Source organism: Aquimarina sp. MMG016 (genome assembly GCF_018100805.1).
In the GTDB taxonomy this organism is placed as follows: domain Bacteria; phylum Bacteroidota; class Bacteroidia; order Flavobacteriales; family Flavobacteriaceae; genus Aquimarina.
Map to the genome: position 1 here is coordinate 25,728 of NZ_JAGJEA010000011.1, position 18,686 is coordinate 44,413.

15 protein-coding genes are annotated in these 18,686 nt (G+C 32.8%); 7 read left to right on the forward strand and 8 right to left on the reverse strand.

The annotated features are described in order from the left end of the window. Positions 1 to 22: 22 nt before the first annotated feature. The gene (locus tag J8M14_RS17650; protein ID WP_211076145.1) at positions 23 to 784 is read right to left on the reverse strand and encodes an MBL fold metallo-hydrolase; all 762 of its coding nucleotides are present in this window, start codon (positions 782 to 784) and stop codon (positions 23 to 25) included. 171 nt (positions 785 to 955) lie between these two features. On the opposite strand from J8M14_RS17650, the gene J8M14_RS17655 reads away from it, so the two are divergent. Then, a complete protein-coding gene (locus J8M14_RS17655; RefSeq protein ID WP_211076146.1) occupies positions 956 to 2,401 on the forward strand; it encodes a TonB-dependent receptor in 1,446 nt (481 codons plus the stop codon). An 85-nt stretch (positions 2,402 to 2,486) separates the two neighbouring features. Here J8M14_RS17655 and bcp read toward each other — a convergent pair whose 3' ends face one another. Beyond that, entirely contained in the window at positions 2,487 to 2,936 is a 450-nt protein-coding gene (gene bcp, locus J8M14_RS17660; protein ID WP_211076147.1) for a thioredoxin-dependent thiol peroxidase, read from the reverse strand. 154 nt (positions 2,937 to 3,090) lie between these two features. On the opposite strand from bcp, the gene nth reads away from it, so the two are divergent. After that, on the forward strand, positions 3,091 to 3,741 hold the full coding sequence (nth, locus tag J8M14_RS17665) for an endonuclease III (protein WP_211076148.1): 651 nt from the start codon (positions 3,091 to 3,093) through the stop codon (positions 3,739 to 3,741). Positions 3,742 to 3,997: 256 nt separating this feature from the next. Here nth and J8M14_RS17670 read toward each other — a convergent pair whose 3' ends face one another. Further along, entirely contained in the window at positions 3,998 to 4,582 is a 585-nt protein-coding gene (locus J8M14_RS17670) for a sigma-70 family RNA polymerase sigma factor (protein WP_211076149.1), read from the reverse strand. A 240-nt stretch (positions 4,583 to 4,822) separates the two neighbouring features. Here J8M14_RS17670 and uvrA point away from each other — a divergent pair, with 240 nt between their 5' ends. The 4 genes from uvrA (at position 4,823) to J8M14_RS17690 (ending at position 10,348) form a co-directional block, all read left to right on the forward strand. Then, a complete protein-coding gene (gene uvrA / locus J8M14_RS17675) occupies positions 4,823 to 7,603 on the forward strand; it encodes an excinuclease ABC subunit UvrA (protein WP_211076150.1) in 2,781 nt (926 codons plus the stop codon). A 160-nt stretch (positions 7,604 to 7,763) separates the two neighbouring features. Continuing rightward, the gene (locus J8M14_RS17680; RefSeq protein WP_211076151.1) at positions 7,764 to 8,408 is read left to right on the forward strand and encodes a hypothetical protein; all 645 of its coding nucleotides are present in this window, start codon (positions 7,764 to 7,766) and stop codon (positions 8,406 to 8,408) included. 279 nt (positions 8,409 to 8,687) lie between these two features. After that, positions 8,688 to 9,782 (forward strand): amidohydrolase family protein, encoded by a 1,095-nt coding sequence (locus tag J8M14_RS17685; protein ID WP_211076152.1) that lies wholly within the window; start codon positions 8,688 to 8,690, stop codon positions 9,780 to 9,782. After that, the gene (locus J8M14_RS17690) at positions 9,782 to 10,348 is read left to right on the forward strand and encodes a DUF4348 domain-containing protein (protein ID WP_211076153.1); all 567 of its coding nucleotides are present in this window, start codon (positions 9,782 to 9,784) and stop codon (positions 10,346 to 10,348) included. Before J8M14_RS17685 ends, J8M14_RS17690 begins: the two co-directional genes overlap by 1 nt. Positions 10,349 to 10,408: 60 nt before the next feature. Here the strand turns inward: J8M14_RS17690 and J8M14_RS17695 are convergent, their stop codons facing one another. After that, a complete protein-coding gene (locus J8M14_RS17695; protein ID WP_211076154.1) occupies positions 10,409 to 11,413 on the reverse strand; it encodes a hypothetical protein in 1,005 nt (334 codons plus the stop codon). Positions 11,414 to 11,725: 312 nt separating this feature from the next. Between J8M14_RS17695 and J8M14_RS17700 the strand changes: the two genes are divergently transcribed. Continuing rightward, positions 11,726 to 13,036, forward strand: a complete 1,311-nt coding sequence (locus J8M14_RS17700; protein ID WP_211076155.1) for a hypothetical protein — start codon at positions 11,726 to 11,728, stop codon at positions 13,034 to 13,036. A gap of 98 nt (positions 13,037 to 13,134) precedes the next feature. Here J8M14_RS17700 and J8M14_RS17705 read toward each other — a convergent pair whose 3' ends face one another. Genes J8M14_RS17705 through J8M14_RS17720 form a run of 4 tightly spaced genes read right to left on the reverse strand, consistent with a single transcriptional unit; the run spans position 13,135 to position 18,642 of the window. After that, positions 13,135 to 14,589: a polysaccharide biosynthesis C-terminal domain-containing protein gene (locus J8M14_RS17705; protein ID WP_211076156.1), complete on the reverse strand. Its 1,455-nt coding sequence runs from the start codon at positions 14,587 to 14,589 to the stop codon at positions 13,135 to 13,137. Between the two features lie 4 nt (positions 14,590 to 14,593). Continuing rightward, complete coding sequence (locus J8M14_RS17710) at positions 14,594 to 15,883, reverse strand: glycosyltransferase family 4 protein (RefSeq protein ID WP_211076157.1); 1,290 nt, start codon at positions 15,881 to 15,883, stop codon at positions 14,594 to 14,596. 8 nt (positions 15,884 to 15,891) lie between these two features. Beyond that, positions 15,892 to 18,339, reverse strand: a complete 2,448-nt coding sequence (locus tag J8M14_RS17715; RefSeq protein ID WP_211076158.1) for a YfhO family protein — start codon at positions 18,337 to 18,339, stop codon at positions 15,892 to 15,894. Positions 18,340 to 18,372: 33 nt separating this feature from the next. Beyond that, positions 18,373 to 18,642, reverse strand: coding sequence for a DUF4834 family protein (locus J8M14_RS17720; RefSeq protein ID WP_211076159.1), 270 nt, complete (start codon positions 18,640 to 18,642; stop codon positions 18,373 to 18,375). Positions 18,643 to 18,686 lie beyond the last annotated feature (44 nt).

Here is an 18,686-nt window from a genome sequence, read left to right on the forward strand (position 1 = left end):
AAAAATATTTTACTTCTCATTTTTATATAATTATTTTAAGATTATCGTACGCAATATGTACATTTTCCGGTAATTGTTCTTCAACTTCTGCATGAAAGCCTAGCATATGACTAATATGAGTTAAATATGCTCTTTCTGGTTGTATTTCTGAAATAAACTCTAGAGCTTCTTCCAGGTTAAAATGTGAATGATGTGGTTCTATTCGCAATGCATTAACCACCAAAACCTTAACTCCTTTTAACTTCTCTCGTTCCTGTTGCTCAATGGTTTTCACATCTGTTAAATATGCAAAATCTTCAAAACGAAATCCAAATACCTGCAAACGATTATGCATTGTATTTATAGGAATCACATCCAGATTACCCAGCGCAAACGGTTGGTTAGTTAGTTCGTGTTCTATAACGCTGGGCGCGCCTGGATATTTATTTTCTGAAGAAAAAATATAGTTAAATCTTGATCTTAACGAGTCTAAAACACGCTGATGCGCATAAATAGGGATATCTCCTTGCCTAAAAAAGAAAGGTCTGATATCATCTAATCCCATAGTGTGATCTGCATGTTCATGAGTAAATACTATACCATCAATCTTCATTACATTATTGGCTAACATCTGCTGCCTAAAGTCCGGACCGCAGTCTACCACATAAGTATAATCATCCCAAGAAATCAATACGGATACTCGCAAACGCTTATCTCTTGGGTCTTCGCTTAGACATACGGGGTGAGTACTTCCTATAATTGGAATTCCCTGAGATGTACCTGTACCAAGAAATATTACTTCCATCCTTTTCAAAAAAAGTGCAAGACAAATGTAAAACTATTTTTAAGCAAAAAAGTAATTGATTTTTGCAAAAGTGATTTATATCAATCTTATTACACAAAAATCTGTGATACAACTTTTATTATAATGAAGGTATTAGTACCTTTACAGTAAACAAAAAAAGCCCGATTCACTATGCCTATTACTATCATGGGAGATAAGGAATTCGAATCTGTTCCCTCTATAAAAAGTAAAGCCTTACGCATCAACCTCAATCAGAATATCTATGGTACATTCGCCGAGATAGGTGCCGGACAAGAAACTGTACGTAACTTCTTTAGAGCTGGTGGCGCTTCTGGTACAATCGCCAAAGCAATGAGTGCCTATGATAAAGACTTCAGTGATGCGATATATGGTATTGAAGATGATAAACGCTATGTTACTGAAGCAAGGTTAAAAAAAATGCTTAAACATGAAGTTGGGCTCATTGAAAAACGTATTACCAGAGAAAAACATCCGAATAAATTATTTTTTAGTTATGCAAATACTGTAGCTACTATAGATTTTGCCAAAAAGTATAAAGGTCATGGCTGGGTCGGTATTCGTTATCAAGTTACTCCAAATGAAGATTATAATGAAATTACACTTCATATACGATTTCATGAAAATGATGCCCGTTTACAACAGATGACTCTTGGAGTTCTTGGAGTAAACCTTATCTATGGTGCATATTATAAGTATGACAACCCAAAAAAATTACTTCGATATCTTTATGACCACTTAGATAAAGATCAGATAGAAATTGATACAATTAACTTTTCGGGCCCAAGATTTAAGAAAGTTGATAATCGCTTAATGAGTTTACAACTTGTTAAAAACGGGATGACAGAAGCAGTAATGTTCGGCCCTGATGGTAATAATATTTTACCTGCTGCGATTCTATATAAAAAGAATATCCTGGCGCTTAGAGGAAGTTTCAGACCGGTTACCAGAGTAAATATGGATATTTACAAGAAATCACTTAATATGTTTTTAAATGAAAACAAAGTGAATAAAGATAAAACTGTGGTCATATTCGAGATTACACTATCCAATCTTAGAGCAGAAGGAGAAATTGATGAAGTAGATTTTATGTCTAGAGCAAGACTATTATGTTCTTTGGGACAAACTGTTATGATCTCTAACTTTAAGGAGTATTATCGTGTAGTTGATTATTTCTCTAATTATACAAAGGAGCGAATGGCATTATCCATGGGGGTCAATAATTTAATAGATATTTTTGACGAAAAGTATTATAGACATCTTAGCGGTGGTATCTTAGAAGCTTTTGGTAAATTATTCTTTAAAGATTTAAAAGTTTACCTATATCCATTAAAGGATCATAAAACCGGAGAGCTTAGAACTAGTGAAAACCTAAAAGTACATCCAAGAATGAAAGAGTTATACAAGTTCTTTAAATACAATGGTAAACTTCAGGATATCACAGATTATGATTCTGAAATTATGGATATTTTCTCTCGAGAAGTACTACAAATGATACAAGAAGGAGAATCTGGATGGGAAGATAAATTACCAGAGCTTATTCCTGAAATGATTAAAGAAAATAATTTCTTTGGATATAAAACCAAAGAAACTGTTTAAAAATAAATTTACTGTTTGTAAAAGAAAAAGCATTAGCCTGTTGTAAAATACAGTTAATGCTTTTTCTGCTTCTAACACTTAAGAATTATAATATTTGTGCAGCGTGATCTTTGGTTTTTACTTTTGTAATTACTTCAGATATTACAGCATTTTCGTCTATAACAAATGTGGTACGATGAATTCCATCATATTCTTTACCCATAAATTTCTTTGGACCCCACACACCAAAAGCTTCGATTACACTTTTATCTTCATCGGCTAGAAGAGGGTAAGGAAGCTCGAATTTATTCTTGAAATTCTGTTGACGTTTCGCACTATCAGCGCTAACTCCTAATATTTCATATCCCTGAGCCTGAAATGTTTGATAATTATCTCTGAGGTTGCAAGCCTCAGCCGTACATCCAGGTGTACTAGCTTTTGGATAGAAAAAAACCACAAGTTTCTTTCCTTTATATGTGTTCAAAGTAATAGTGTTACCTTCTTGATCTAATGCTGAAAAATTAGGAGCTTTATCCCCTACTTTTAATGTTGTCATTCTTTATAATATATTAAATTAAGTTTTGTTTAAAGTTATGTTATAAAAATAAAACAAAAAGATCAATTCAATCATAGTTTTATCAAAAATTTAATGATTCAAAGCTGTTATATTAGATTGATATTTTAATTTTAGCACAAATACCTTTTAACACATGACTAAACAGGAAAAAGTAGATTTCACAATTAAAACATTACAAGAATTATACCCAAAAATTCCAATTCCTTTAGATCACAAAGATCCTTATACTTTACTAATTGCAGTATTAATGAGTGCCCAAAGCACTGATGTAAGAGTAAACCAAATCACCCCTCTTTTATTCGAACGTGCTGACAACCCATACGCAATGGTAAAATTATCGGTAGAAGAAATACGAGAGATTATAAAACCTGTTGGATTGAGTCCCATGAAGTCTAAAGGTATTCATGGTTTGTCAAAAATTCTTATTGACAAACATAATGGAGAAGTTCCTCAAAGTTTTGAAGCATTAGAAGAATTACCTGCTGTTGGTCATAAAACTGCTAGTGTAGTAATGTCTCAAGCGTTTGGTGTACCTGCATTTCCGGTAGACACACATATTCATAGATTAATGTATAGATGGGGCTTGAGTAATGGAAAAAATGTAACTCAAACCGAAAAAGATGCAAAAAGGCTATTCCCTAAAGAATTATGGAATGATCTACATCTTCAAATTATCTGGTACGGAAGAGAATATTCTCCTGCTCGAGGTTGGAATCTTGAAAAAGATATTATTACTAAAACTATAGGCAGAAAAACAGTATTAGCTGATTATTATAAAAAATAAAAGACCTGTTACAAAATAACAGGTCTTTTATCAAAGTTTAGTTTAGAAGCGTTTCAAACTTCAAATTTTTATAATCTATAACACTTAAAGCCTTTGAATAGTTCAAAAGAAAATCTACTGTAGATTGTTTTGGAACTAATTGTTTTTCTTCTCTTTTAGAGGACGTAAAGTAAAATTTTGCCATATTAATGATCTTAAATTAGGGTTATTTAAGATGATAACGGGGCTAATGTTACTTTTATTGTATAAATAAATATTAATTTGTTAATACAATATTATTTTTTTCAATAACCTTTCTCAAATTAATTAATGCATAACGCATACGACCAAGCGCTGTATTAATACTTACACCTGTTTTATCAGATATTTCTTTGAAACTCATATCACGATACATACGCATTACCAAAACTTCTTTTTGATCCTCTGGCAACTCCTGAATCAGGTTACGTAAGTCTTCTTCTACTTGACTTTTAATCAATTTTTTTTCTGCATTAAGATCTCCATCACTGATCACAGAAAAAATACTAAACTCTCCGTTATCTTCGAATTTAGGCATACGATTTCCTTTTCTAAAGTGATCAATTACCAAATTATGAGCAATACGCATCACCCAAGGCAAAAACTTTCCTTCTTCGTTATATTTTCCATTTTTCAGAGTACGGATAACTTTGATAAAAGTATCCTGAAAAATATCTTCAGAAACATCTCGATCAAAAACTTTGGAATAAATAAAACTGTAGATACGTTGTTTGTGGCGTTCAATAAGGATAGACAAAGCACCTTCATCTCCTTTGATGTAATCATTTACCAAATGTGCATCTGATAGCGTGTAATCTTTCATACCTTTGACTTTGTTTTAGTACCAACAAGCTTGGGGCTCGGGCTATGTTAAACTTAAAAAGTAAAGGTTCGCTATAGGCTATTCTTTTAATTAGATTTGGTTATTTCTGGGTGCAATATAACAACAATCATTCAAAATCAAACAATTTTCTGTTAATTTTTTTAACTAAACTTTCATTATCAACCAGTTATCATACTTCTTTTGTAATCATTATCTTTGCGCTCTTACCGCATGATTACTATGATTCAAGATATAACGACCTTAGATCCAAAAAAGAATATATTAATAAAAGGGGCTAAACTTCATAACCTTAAAAATTTAGACGCTGCTATACCAAGGAATAAGTTGGTCGTCATTACTGGACTATCCGGATCTGGTAAATCAAGCCTTGCTTTTGATACTTTATATGCAGAAGGACAACGTAGATATGTAGAAAGTCTTTCTTCTTATGCCAGACAATTCTTAGGACGTCTTAATAAACCTAAAGTTGACTATATAAAGGGTATAGCCCCTGCCATTGCAATAGAACAAAAGGTAAATTCTACTAATCCACGATCTACTGTGGGAACAACTACAGAAATATATGATTATCTGAAGTTACTTTTTGCTAGAATTGGTAAGACCTACTCTCCTATTTCTGGAAATCAGGTAAAAAAAGATCGAGTTACGGATGTAATAGAATATGTAAAATCTTTTGAAGAAGGAGAGAAACTACTTCTAAATTCACCAATCCAGGTAGAAAATGGACGTACTATTGAAGGTAAACTAAAAGTGCTACAACAACAAGGGTATGCTCGTGTAAAAGTTAATGACTCTGTAATTAGAATAGAAGAGGCAGAAATCAAAGACAAAGACAAGTTGTTTCTGGTTGTAGATCGTATAGTGAAACGAAATGATGAAGATTTCTATAATCGATTAGCAGATGCAGTGGATTCTGCCTTTTTTGAGGGAAAAGGAACTTGTTCTATTGAGACATTAAGTGATGGGAAACTTCGTCAGTTTAGTAATAAGTTTGAACTTGACGGAATGACTTTTCTAGAACCTAATGTCCACCTTTTTAGTTTTAACAACCCTTATGGAGCCTGTCCTGAATGTGAAGGATATGGAGATGTGATCGGTATAGATGAAGATCTTGTGATTCCTAATACTGCATTGAGCGTATACGAAAGTGCTGTATTTCCTTGGCGTGGTGATAGTATGAGTTGGTATAAAGATCAGTTGGTCAATAGCGCATATAAATTTGATTTCCCGATTCATAAACCATATTTTGAACTATCAGAAGAACAGAAAGAATTACTTTGGACAGGTAATGAATATTTTGAAGGAATCAATACTTTCTTCGAAGAATTAGAGGCCAAAGCATATAAAATTCAAAATCGTGTAATGCTTTCTCGCTATCGCGGAAAAACTAAATGTAATACGTGCAAAGGAAAACGCTTACGACAAGAAACTAATTATATCAAAGTAGGCGATGCTACTCTTAATGATTTGGTAGAATTACCTCTTAATGAGTTAGCTGACTTCTTCAAAAAGCTAAAACTTAACGAATATGATGCTGCAATTGCCAAGCGATTACTTAAGGAAATTAATAATCGATTAGAGTTTCTACAAAACGTAGGATTAGAATACTTAACCCTTAACAGAAAATCCAACACCCTTTCTGGAGGAGAATCACAACGTATTAATCTGGCAACCTCCTTGGGTAGTAGCTTAGTAGGTTCTATGTACATTCTTGACGAACCAAGTATTGGTTTACACCCAAAGGATACAGAAAAATTAATCAACGTACTCTTATCACTTCGTGATCTTGGCAATACCGTTATTGTTGTAGAGCACGATGAGGATATTATGAAAGCCGCAGATGAGATTATAGATATTGGCCCAGAAGCAGGAACTTTTGGCGGAAATGTTGTTGCTACAGGCGATTTTGAGGAAATTCTAAAGGCAGATTCCTTAACTGCAAAGTATCTTAATGGTAATTTGGAAATTGAAGTTCCGAAGGAACGCAGAACCTCTAAATATTTTATAGAGATTATTGGAGCCAGAGAAAATAATCTAAATAATATTGATGTTAAAATACCATTAGGAATCTTTACAGCCATTACCGGAGTATCCGGAAGCGGGAAAAGCACTTTGGTTAAAAAGATTGTTTACCCATCTATATTAAAAGAATTAGGTGGTTACGGAGAAAAAGCTGGTCAGTTTACTGAAATAAAAGGAAATTACAGCAACATAAAACATGTAGAATTTGTAGATCAAAATCCTATTGGGCGATCATCACGTTCCAACCCTGTCACTTACATCAAAGCCTATGATGATATTCGAAGTCTATTTGCTAACCAGAAATTATCATCTATTCGTAATTATAAGTCCAAACACTTTTCATTTAATGTAGATGGTGGTCGCTGTGAAACCTGTAAAGGAGAAGGTGAAGTTACAATCGAAATGCAGTTTATGGCGGATGTTCATCTAGAATGTGAAACCTGTGGAGGAAAACGATTTAAAAAAGATGTACTGGAAGTAACTTTTCATGATAAAAGTATTCATGATATCCTTACCATGACTATTGATAATGCTATAGATTTTTTTACAGAACATAATCAGACTAAGATTCAAAGAAAACTTCAACCCTTACAAGATGTTGGTTTAGGATATGTGCAATTGGGGCAAAGTTCTTCTACCCTTTCCGGAGGTGAAGCGCAACGTATAAAACTAGCTTCATTTCTTGTAAAAGGAAATACTAAGGACAAAGCACTTTTTATCTTTGACGAACCTACAACAGGACTTCATTTTCATGATATCAAAAAACTACTCAAATCATTTAACGAACTGATATCCAAAGGACATTCTATTCTGGTGATAGAACACAATATGGATCTCGTAAAATGTGCTGATTACATTATTGATTTAGGGCCAGAAGGAGGAAAAAATGGTGGAACTGTTGTTGCCGAAGGTACTCCTGAAGAAATTGCAAAAAACAAAGATTCTTATACTGGGAAATATTTAAAGGAAAAAGTGTAGAGACATTCCTCCTTTTAAAAAAATATTCTACTGAAAAACAAACAATTACACTTCATTTTTCATAATCTCTAAATTTTTGGCACGCCATTTGAAACTACACTGATCAAATAGCGGAAGCCGAAAAGCTAATGAGTAGGCATTAACCCAAAACATTTAGGTTATGAAAAAAATGATACTTTTTATGGCAGCTATGTTACTAGTTGGAACAGCTGCTCAAGCGACGACCGATCACAAACATTTGGATCACAATGATAGGGTTGCCAATCGCTATCATCATAAGCAAGAAATTGCTTTTGTTCAAGGAGGTGTAAAATTCTTTATCAATACGGATGGAGGAATTGATTTCAAAATTTTAAACAGAAGAACAAGGTTCAGACAATCTAACTGGTATAGTTATAACACTCCTGGAACTTATAGATATAACAGATATCATAACTTAGTAAGATATGACTACTACGGAAGATTAAAAAGAGTAAAGTCTAATTACATTAGCTATAATAGATATAATCAAGTAAGAAGAGTTGGTAATATCATCATAAGATATAATAGAAGAGGATTAGTATCTCAAATCGGTGGGTTGCATATCTATTATAAGAAACACGGTAGAATCAAATTTATAGAAGGAGATGTTCATTATAGAGGATGTGGATATTGCGGAATTGATGGATGTACTGTAACACACGATCCATATTTTGACCTCAACCGAAATCAAAATCATCATAACCAAGATGAGTACTTCTATAAGAATAGAAAAAGAAAGAAAAAATATCGTAATGACGATGATGATGACAGAGATGATGATTAAAAAATAAGATTTAGTTGTTGGTTAGTTGTTTAAAATCCCGTTACCTAATACTTCTGGTAGCGGGATTTTCTTTTTTGGGCGTTCGAGCCGGACTACTTGTCTGCCAGTAGGTAGATCCGCTACAATTCCTCGCATTGTACATCCTTCAACAAGTTCAGGATGTACAATGCTGTGGGATTTTCACTACTATCCCTAACGCATTAAAGTGTTGTTAAGGTTTTTTAGAGTGAAAAGTATTCTTCTATATTTATAAATCAAATTTCAAAAAACCCGATAGATATGAAGTTTATTCAATCCTTTCTATTACTCATTTTTATAACTACTACATCAATTACCGCACAAAAAATGGAATTCGAGGATTATGACCCTCCCTCTACTCTAGTCGTTCCGGGAAAAGAAATCAAAAAAGCTAAATTTCCTTTTATAGACGTGCATAATCATCAATTCAGGATGCCAACACAAAATCTGCAAAAAGTTGTTTCTGAAATGGATAAGCTCAATATGGCAGTAATGGTTAACCTATCCGGAAGAGGAAGAGGATCAGACGAACATCTCATTAAATCCTTAGAAAATGTAAAAACTAATCACCCCAACCGCTTTATTGTTTTTACAAATATTAGTCTTACAGGAATTGATGAACCCGGATGGACCAAAAAAACGGTACAACAGCTAGAAAACGATGTAGCTCTTGGTGCTAATGGGTTAAAAATCTATAAAAGCCAAGGAATGGATAATAAAGATAGTAACGGTAATCGTATTAAAATAGATGATCCACGTATCGGGCCTGTTTGGGAAAAGTGTGGCGAATTAGGAATTCCAGTATTGATTCATTCCGCTGATCCAAAACCATTCTGGGACGCTCACGATAATCAAAATGAGCGTTGGTTAGAATTGAAATTACGCTCTAGGAGAAAAAGAGATTCCAAGGTAACAGGTTCTTGGGAAACTATTATACAAGAGCAACATAATATCTTCAGAAAGCATAAGAATACTAAGTTTATAAATGCCCACTTAGGTTGGTATGGAAACAATCTAGCTAAACTAGCTAAGTTGATGGATGAAATACCAAATATGTATACAGAAATTGGTGCTGTTATTGCAGAATTAGGTAGACAACCTCGTAATGCTAAAAAATTTCTTACCAAGTATCAAGATCGTGTAATGTTTGGTAAAGACTCTTGGAAACCTGAAGAATATTATACTTATTTCAGGGTATTAGAATCTGATGATGAATATTTCCCATATTACAAAAGATACCATGCCTTCTGGAAAATGTATGGTTTAGACTTAAGTGATGAAGTTTTGAAGAAATTGTATTACAAAAATGCCCTGAAAGTAATTCCTAACATTGATAAAAGTTTGTTTCCAAAGTAATGGCTAAAAAACATCAAAACACCAGAGTATTAATATTTTTAATAATTCCAATTTCGATTATTTTTTTAGTTAGTATGTTTTTTTATAATTCTGCAATTGGCTTTGGCAAAGCGATCACAAATGGCACTATAGAAATATCTAAAATATTAAAAGAAGATCATAAAGAAAATTCTACCATAAAACCTAAGATCGTTCAACTTAAACCATATCATTGTGATATGGATTTCAAGTCTTTTTTTACAAAATTTTCATCAGATAGTATCTTTCAGATAAGAAGAATTAAATTTCCTCTAAAAAATATATCATATGATATTTATGGTGAAGACCAAACCACTCCAATAGAAGATTTTACTGCACCTGAGAGTTTTTCTTTTATGGATTTTAGCGTTGATCATAAAGCCATGGATAAAGAAGTTGATGCCTATAAGGTAGAAATTGAAAAAAAGAAAGATGACTTTTATGTATATCATATAATCGGTATTGATAATGGTATAATGGTAGATTTTGGATTTAAAAAAGAAAATGGTTGCTGGCTTCTTATATATATTGAAGACTTTTCAACCTAATCATAAAAAAATGCAGACCAAAATACAAAAGTTGCATTTTTTTATCACAAACACTAAATATTACCAAACCCGACTATCCCCCGATTCATCATTAAAATTCTGAAGTTCCGTCCATATAAAATCAATAATACCCTGATAATTTTCTCTAACCCCACTATGAATTATAGTCGGAATTTCTAAATCTGCAGGAGGTTGCACTCCATACATTGCAGAATAGGTGATCAAACCAGCTAGAAAATAAATAGTAGGACGACCGTGTGGAGCATCATCTTCGTACAATTCAGTAACAGGAATATCAATTAATGCAGAATCAGCAAGAAGTCCGGTTATTATCGGTCCAACCGGAATCATTTTTACATTGGCATCAGGTCTACTATCTATAATAGTATCGTGATACTCCAACCACCAATTATGAAAATCTCCTGTGGTATAGTTATTATAAGTATTGAATTCTTCTTCTGTGGGCGGAAAAGAATTAATGAATCCCATATCGGGCCAATTTTCATAAATATAAATGGTAATTCCTTCTTCTTGCTCTAGCAACCAATCTATTATAGTAGTTGTAGCGCCAATCGGAGTAGTATTATCTGGATTATCTCCATCATAAGGAATGTTTGAAGATTGATATTGAATGAAGTTAGCAGCCGTTAATAACACAGTATTAAAGTCAGCTTCGGCAAAAGGAGTTGTATCAGAATTCCATACTCCAGGCACAATATCAAATCCCCATTGTGCAATTGGAGGAAGGTTATCGTGCTGAGGAAGAAAACCATATTGTCCATCCACGGCATATGAATATCCTGCTGAATTAGATAAAACTTTCATCCAATGAGGTACCGTAGTTTCATTGCTGGGTGTAGGAATTAATGGAGGCTCATGAACAATAAGACTATGACCAAATATAAAAGTCCGCATATCCGTAAGTAACGGTGTTCCTGGTTCAACCGTTATTGGATTGGAATCACCAGAATTTGGAATGGTATCTGGAGTATCGTCTGTACTAGTACAGTTATATAAAGCAGTTAAAAATATTAGGTTAATGCATATTAAAAATATTCTTTTCATAAATAAGCTTTTGGTTAAAGTACATTTGGGTTATTCATCTCTTCATAATCAGAAGAATTTTTGATGAATACATTAATAAAACGCCAACAATTGATTCTACCCTACCACATCATACCTGAATAATTTACTTTTTTTCATATAACAAAAGACTAAAAGGTATATGACTAACAACTAAAAAAGATAATAAACACAATAGATTAAAAACTTTTTAAAACTGTAATGCATACTATTTAATTTTTGGCACGTTGCTTGATAATATAAAAGTGAGTATCAAAAAAACAAATTGGAGATGCTCCATTAAAATCACAAATTATGAAAAATGTTGTTTTACTTTTTACCGGTTTATTATTAGCATCCTTCTCTGCTAATGCTTTCGATACTAAAGCAGAATCGACTGCACGTTATAATTATGGAAAATCATTCATCTTTAACGAAGGTGGAATTGAGTTTTCAGTTTATGCAGATGGGCAATTTGATTTTTATCTTAACAGACCTAGAAACGGTGTAAGTGTTAATATAAATCGTCCCGGAGTGAACATCAGTTTTAATTCAGGATATGATTATGATGCTTATGTGCAATATGATGATTATGGCGCTGTAGTTCAAATAGAAGATGTACCTATTTTTTATGATTATTATGGTAGAATAACCCAGGCCGGCGATATATATATTGGGTATAATAGTTTTGGTCGTGTATCCAGAGTAGGTGGATTATATGTTAACTATAATATCCACGGAAATTTTATTAACTATACGGGATATATCAACAATTACAATAGATACTACACATACAGACCATTTCATGCATATTTTAGCATTCCGATAGTAAGTAGATGTATTGTTTTTAACAGACCATACAGAAGATTTTATACACCTTATAGATGTTCTTATAATCTATACAGAAACAACTATTATAGTGGATACTATAGCAGATCATACAGAAACCGTAATTACTATAGACCACATCAGAGAGTAAGAAGTTATAATAGAGGTACCAGAATTTCTAGAGCGCGAAGTTTGGATTATAGAAATCGTGATTACAGAAGAAACATGTATAAACGTAATGATAGAAACTTTAGCACTGTAAATAGAAGTAGATCAAGATCAAATAATGATGTAGTTCGAAGTGTAAACAGATCACGATCAGTTACTACTAACAATAGAACTAGAAATATTAACAGAAATCGTTCCGTAACATCTGAAAATAGATCTAGATCAATAAACAGAAATTCTCAGTCTAGAAACAGAGTGCAATCTAATAAAAGGAGCACTCCTAATAATAGAGCAAGAGTTCAATCGGATAGAAGAACCAGAAACACCGTAGCTACAAGATCGAATAGATCTTCTTATAAAAAAGATAATAGAAGTAGATCCAACAGAGTCGAAAGAACGCAAAGAAGCACCAGAGCTCAAAAACCTGTTACAAGAAATAATAGAGTTCAGAGACAACAAGGAACAAGTAGAAATCGTTCTGGTAATGTAACAAAACGTTCCAATAACAGTCGTTATAGTAGTAAAGGAAATAGTTCTAGAACAAACATAAAAAAACAAAGAAGTAATACTTCTAATAGAGCAGCAAGATCAGGAAACCCTCGTTCTCGTTCTGCCAGAAGTAGAAGCTAGAAAACATATATAATTTTTATTTTTTTGGTTGGTTAGTTGGAAAATCCCTCAGAGTTGAATGCCTAGGCACCTCGAGGGATTTTCTTTTTTTAGTATGATTACTTAATCAAATATTTTTTGATTAAACTATTAATATCAGGTGATATCTTTAATCCATAAATAACAATTGCATAACTGATTCCGATTAAAACACTCTTAATACCAATATTGAATATTGGATGAAATGGTAATTCCCAATAGTAAAATCCAAAAACGAAAGTTAAGATTAGTATTAAGGTCAAAAATGTTTTCTTTGAAAACGGATGCATTTTAAACTTAGCATTCACAATCCATAATTTTGCAACGTTATAACAAAAAACTGCAGTAAAAGTAGCTATTGCAGCCCCTGTTACACCATAAACCGGAATACATAGTATATTCAATACAAAAGTAAGAATTGCCATCCCTAATCCGATATAAAGAATTATCCTATAGTAATCAGAATTGTAAATTATCGAATTATTATTTCCTAAAAGGTTATCAAAGAGCTTTGCGCTTCCTATTAAAACTACAATCCATATATACAACTCATAATCATCAGGAATAATCTCAAAAAGTTGTTTTACATTACAAATGATTAGCACAAACAACAAACCACTGGTAACTAATAGATTTATTGAACTTTTCTTATACAATTCGTGCAACTGATCACGTTTTTTTTCATTAATCAATTTAGCAGTCAACGGATACGTAATTTGATGCATTGCCCGTGATGGAATTATAATTACAATAGCGATAAAAGCACATAGTTGATAATCTGCAAGGTTTTCGATCGGTAAGTAACGTTCGATCATCGCCTTATCAAGATCAATTAATAAAGTAGCCACAGATCCAGCTATTAATATTAAACTAGAATATTTAAAAATTGAGACATAATTATCCGGTAATGATAAGCGAAACTTAAAACTATGCAAACCAAAAGCATATATCATCATCACTATAGTTCTTAGTATATAGGAAATGACCAAACCATAAATAAACTCTTCTACCGAGAGTATTTTAGCATAAACCAAAATCAAAAGAATACTTGTGCTGACCCTAAGAAATAACTCTTTCATAAAGTTGCCAAAAACACTTTTCAGCTTTACTTTGGACCAGGCAAAAAATATTTCGAAATAAGATACCGCAAAGGCAAGTATAAAAATTGTCCATATATAAGGCTGAACTACAGTATTTTCATCATCAAAGAACCCTTGTAACGTAGTGTAAAATATAGTTCCGAATACGCCTAAAAACAATGAAATCCCAAACGGCACGATCAAAAGCAGCGTTAAAAACTTATTTTGTTGATCCTTATCTTTATATGAAGAAAAAAACTTGACCAAAGTATTCTGCATACCGAATGCCATAAGTGGCCAAATTAAATTCGAAGCAGAAATCAAATATGAAACCAATCCATAGTATTCCTTTTCCATAAAATTGGTAAATAAAAACAGTGTATTTACTGCTCCTATGCCAAAACCAAAAAAGGTAATGATTACATTTTTTATGGATTGATTAATGACTACTCCCATTACATTAGTTTCCGTTTCCTTTTAACACTTTTGCCAATTCCCTGGTTAGTTCTCTCCTGCTATACTTTTCTATTCCTGTAACCTCAGATTTTAGTTTTCCTTCCTTATACTTTTCAAAATACTGAAGCAATTTCATCTTTATATCTTCATACTCTCGATATTCAAAGAAATTTCCAGAATTGGTTTCAATTATTAATCTTGAAATATCAGCGCCCTTTGGACCAATCGCTAAAATTGGCCTTTTAGAAACCATATACTCAAACAATTTACCTGGAATAATACATCGGGTTTCTTCTGTATCAATTTCAATAAGCAATAATACTTGTGAACTCCTTTGAATTTCGATTGCTCTAGTATGTGAGACATATCCTTTTAACTCCAAAAAAGCCTCTAAACCAGACGCTTTAATCGATGCTAATACGTCATCACTCACTGCGCCTACTAACTGTAATTGGAACGCTTCCGCGAAAGCATTATTTTCATTTGTAAGATCATATAATGCTTTCCAAAGGTTTTTAGGGTTTCGTCCGGACAATAATGAACCTATATGAGAAACCGTGAATTTTGCGTCTAAATCAACTTCAGCAACTTCTTCCTGATCATAACCATTAGTAATCACGGATATTTGTTTATCCGTAATTTCCTGAAACTCCTTTTGAGTGGTAAAACTTGTAACCACAATATGATCAGCTTTATTAAGAACCTCTTTTTCTAAAGTTTTATGCTTTTTTATAGATTTTTTAGAGAGTTTCAGTTGATCATGATAGCCAATCGTTGTCCACGGATCTCTAAAATCAGCAACCCAACTGACTGACAATTGAGATTTTAACTCTTCCCCTATTAAATGCACACTATGTGGTGGTCCTGTGGTGATAATAGTCCTGATATCATTTTCTTTGATATAGCTTTTCAAAAACTTTACAGATGGTTTTACCCAAAATTTACGAGCATCAGGAATAAAGAAGTTGCCTCTGATGTATAATAAAAACCGCTGTATAAGAGATTGCTTTTCTTTTCCTGCAATAATCCCTTTACTAATAGTTTTGGTTTCCTTCCTGGAAAAAAGTTGCGCAAAACGGTAAGGTTCAAAAATAGGATAACTAATAATCTTAATTCCTTCAGGAACTTCAGAAAGTAAAGAAGCGTCTTCAAGGGGATAGGTAGGATTCTCCGGAATATACACTATTGGTTCTACATCAAAATCCCTAAAATATTTTACAAATTTAAGCCATCGTTGCACGCCGGGACCTCCTGCAGGTGGCCAATAATATGTAATGATCAGGATTTTTTTCAAAACGAATATTACTTCTCTTCTTTTGTTAAAGATAGTAAACTCCCAGTTCTCTTATATTGATAAAACAATCCTCCTATCATTAATAAGATAAAAACAATTGTACTCGTCAATGTTATAACACCTCCTGTTTTTATAACCTGAGGATCAAACCTGAACTCGATTTTATGCTTCCCTGCAGGAATCGGTAATCCGCGTAGTGTATAATTTACTTGTGCATGACCAACCTCTTTTCCATCTATAGAAGCTTTCCAGCCCGGATAATATACTTCAGAAAATACCGCAAATCCATCTTGTGTATTATTAGATTCATATACCAAATGATTAGGCTTATGAGAAGTAAGCTCTATAGTAGATAAACTATCAGATTCATACTTAGCTTTAGAAACGATATCTCTAAACTTGGTATTGACTATAGCTTCAGACTTATTATCCAGTTCCTTTAATCCTAAAATTTCATCGTTTGCTGTATCTACAAACTTTAGATCACTGACAAACCAAGCATTACCATTAGCATAAGGGTTGAGCTGTGCTTGTGGGCCTTCTTTTTGATCTGTAGTAATGATATATTTTACATTATACATGTTTAGAATACTTACATCTCCATTGGCAATATAAAATTCGAATAAATCTTGCGCTCTCCCTGGCTTTGCAGCATGATATCCTCCAAAAGCATTATGAAAATAAGAAGCCCTACCCGAGTTAAATGGATTTGTAGTTAAATCATAAACCTTAAAATGTCCTTTATCCTTTAAAATTTCTTTATCTGCATTATTTACTATAAATGGTCTATCGAACTCTCTTGCTGTAACAAAATTATCTTTGTTAACATAATTCCAATCCACTAGTACGAGATCAAGAACTATTAAAGTTCCAACACCAATCAATAGAATGTTTTCTTTTACTTTACCTTTTAGATAAAACCAGCATCCACTGGCTATTAATAATATAAAAATTAAAGAACGTAGCGTATCTGAAGTAAACATCGCCTTTCTATCTTCTTTTATCGCTCGCAGAAAGTCAGGACCTCCTTGCTGAATTATCATATTATCTCCTAATCCACTAAAGCTAAACAAAGTAGATTTGAATAATAAAAAGACAAGAGAAATACCACCAATAATAGCTGTAGTGTATTTTAAAGCTTTTTCTTTCTCTTCTTTAGTAACTGAATCACTAAAAAGTTTATGTATGCCAATAACAGCCATAATTGGTAGACACAATTCTATAATTACTTGTATCGATGAAACTGCTCTAAATTTATCATATAGAGGAAAGTAATTAATAAATAACTTTGTTAGAAAACCAAAATTATGCCCCCAAGATAATAGTAAAGCTAAAATTGATCCTCCGACAATCCACCATTTAAGTCTTCCTCTAACTAAAAACAATGCGAAAACAAATAAAAATATAACTGTTGCACCAATATATGCTGGAGCTCCAACAATAGGTTGATCTCCCCAATAAGTCTGAGAATATTGTACAACAGATTTTGCTTGTCCTGGTGACACTCCTAGTTTCAACAGTTCTTCATAGGTATTAGAGTCTGTTCTCAGGTCCTCATATGAAGCCCCACCCATAAATCTTGGGATAAAAAGATTAAAACTTTCTAATATGCCATAGCTGTACTGAGTGATATATTCATAATCCAACCCAGAACTTTCTTTCTCTTTTCCATTTGGTTGAATGGTAATGCCTGTATCCCCACGAGTACTAAATTTAGCATACTCTCTAGTTGCCAATAAACTTGTAGCATTTAATAATACAGAGAAGAATACCGCAATAATCATTACTCCAAGTGCTTTAAAATAATCTGATAATTCTTTCTTTTTATAAGCATCAACTAAATAAGATACTCCCAATACCAGCACTAATAAAAACAAGTAATACGTCATCTGGAAATGGTTAGCAGCGATCTCCAATGCCATAGAAATTGCTAACAAAATAAATCCCCAAATATATTTCTTTCTAAACGTGAGTATGATTCCACTTAAAACCAAAGGCATATATCCTATAGCGTGAGCCTTGGCATTATGCCCTACGCCTAAAATGATAATAAAATATGTAGAAAAACCAAATGCTAAACTTCCTAAAAAAGCTAATTTATAATCAACTTTCAGAACTAATAACAATATATAAAAGCCAATAAAATATAGAAAAAGATAATCTGCCGGTCTTGGTAGAAAACGAATTAATCTATCCAATTTTTTAATATAACTATGAGGATATTGGGCACCCATTTGGTAAGTAGGCATTCCTCCAAACGCATTATCTGCCCAGTAAGGCTCTTCTCCTGTTTGATTTCTAAAGTCAGTTTGTTGCCTGGCCATCCCGGTATATTGTACGATATCATTCTGGCGCATTTTTTTTCCACTAAGAACAGGATTAAAATACGCTAATGAAGCAATGATAAAACCTAAGACAACAAAAAAGTGAGGTAAGAATCTTTTAATTAAAGACATGATGAGTGCTGGTTTACTAAATGAAGCGCCAAATTAATCAATTTCCTCAAAATCGATATATTCTCCTACATCTTTATTAGAAGAATTTTGTTTTGACTTTTTATCAATAGTAACCTCTCCTTGCGCAGATTGCTCAGGGTTTTGATACTGATTAAACTGCTGCTGAAACTTTTCACCGGCTTTCTTTGTTACATACTTAAGCAATAGAGGACCAAATAAACGCGTTAATATCTTTAGTCCATAATATACCAGTAATATAATGAGAAGAACCTTTAATACTCCTTGCAATGAAGACTCTTGCATATTATTTTTTTTCAAAAATAAAGAACTCTCTACACAATTACAGC